Genomic DNA, 231 nt, shown 5'->3' with positions numbered 1-231 from the left:
GGCCAAGCGAGGCAAAACAGCAACACCTAGGTGGGCCATGACGCCCTGTTTAATGGCTTCATTGGTGCCCAGTTCAATGCGGTGAGGCAGGCCGACTTCCTGGTCGATGGAAAGCTGCTCAAAGGCGCTACGCACGCCAGAGCCTGGTTCGCGCATGAGTACAAAATGGCGCGCAAAATCAGCCAGCGTTGGGCTGGCCATGCTCAGCAGCGGATGCTCTGGCCACACTAC

Annotated in this window: 1 protein-coding gene; it reads right to left on the bottom strand. The window is 58.9% G+C overall.

Features of this window, described 5'->3' with window-relative positions; genetic code table 11:
• The coding region (locus tag SB753_RS42040; protein ID WP_410805818.1) for a LysR substrate-binding domain-containing protein at positions 1-228 on the bottom strand (228 nt) is incomplete at its 3' end.
• Positions 229-231 lie beyond the last annotated feature (3 nt).

This window comes from Paraburkholderia sp. SIMBA_053, assembly GCF_046534895.1.
In the GTDB taxonomy this organism is placed as follows: Bacteria; Pseudomonadota; Gammaproteobacteria; order Burkholderiales; family Burkholderiaceae; genus Paraburkholderia; species Paraburkholderia caledonica.
Note: the sequence above shows the minus strand (reverse complement) of the source record. Positions and strands in the feature narration are given on the sequence as shown.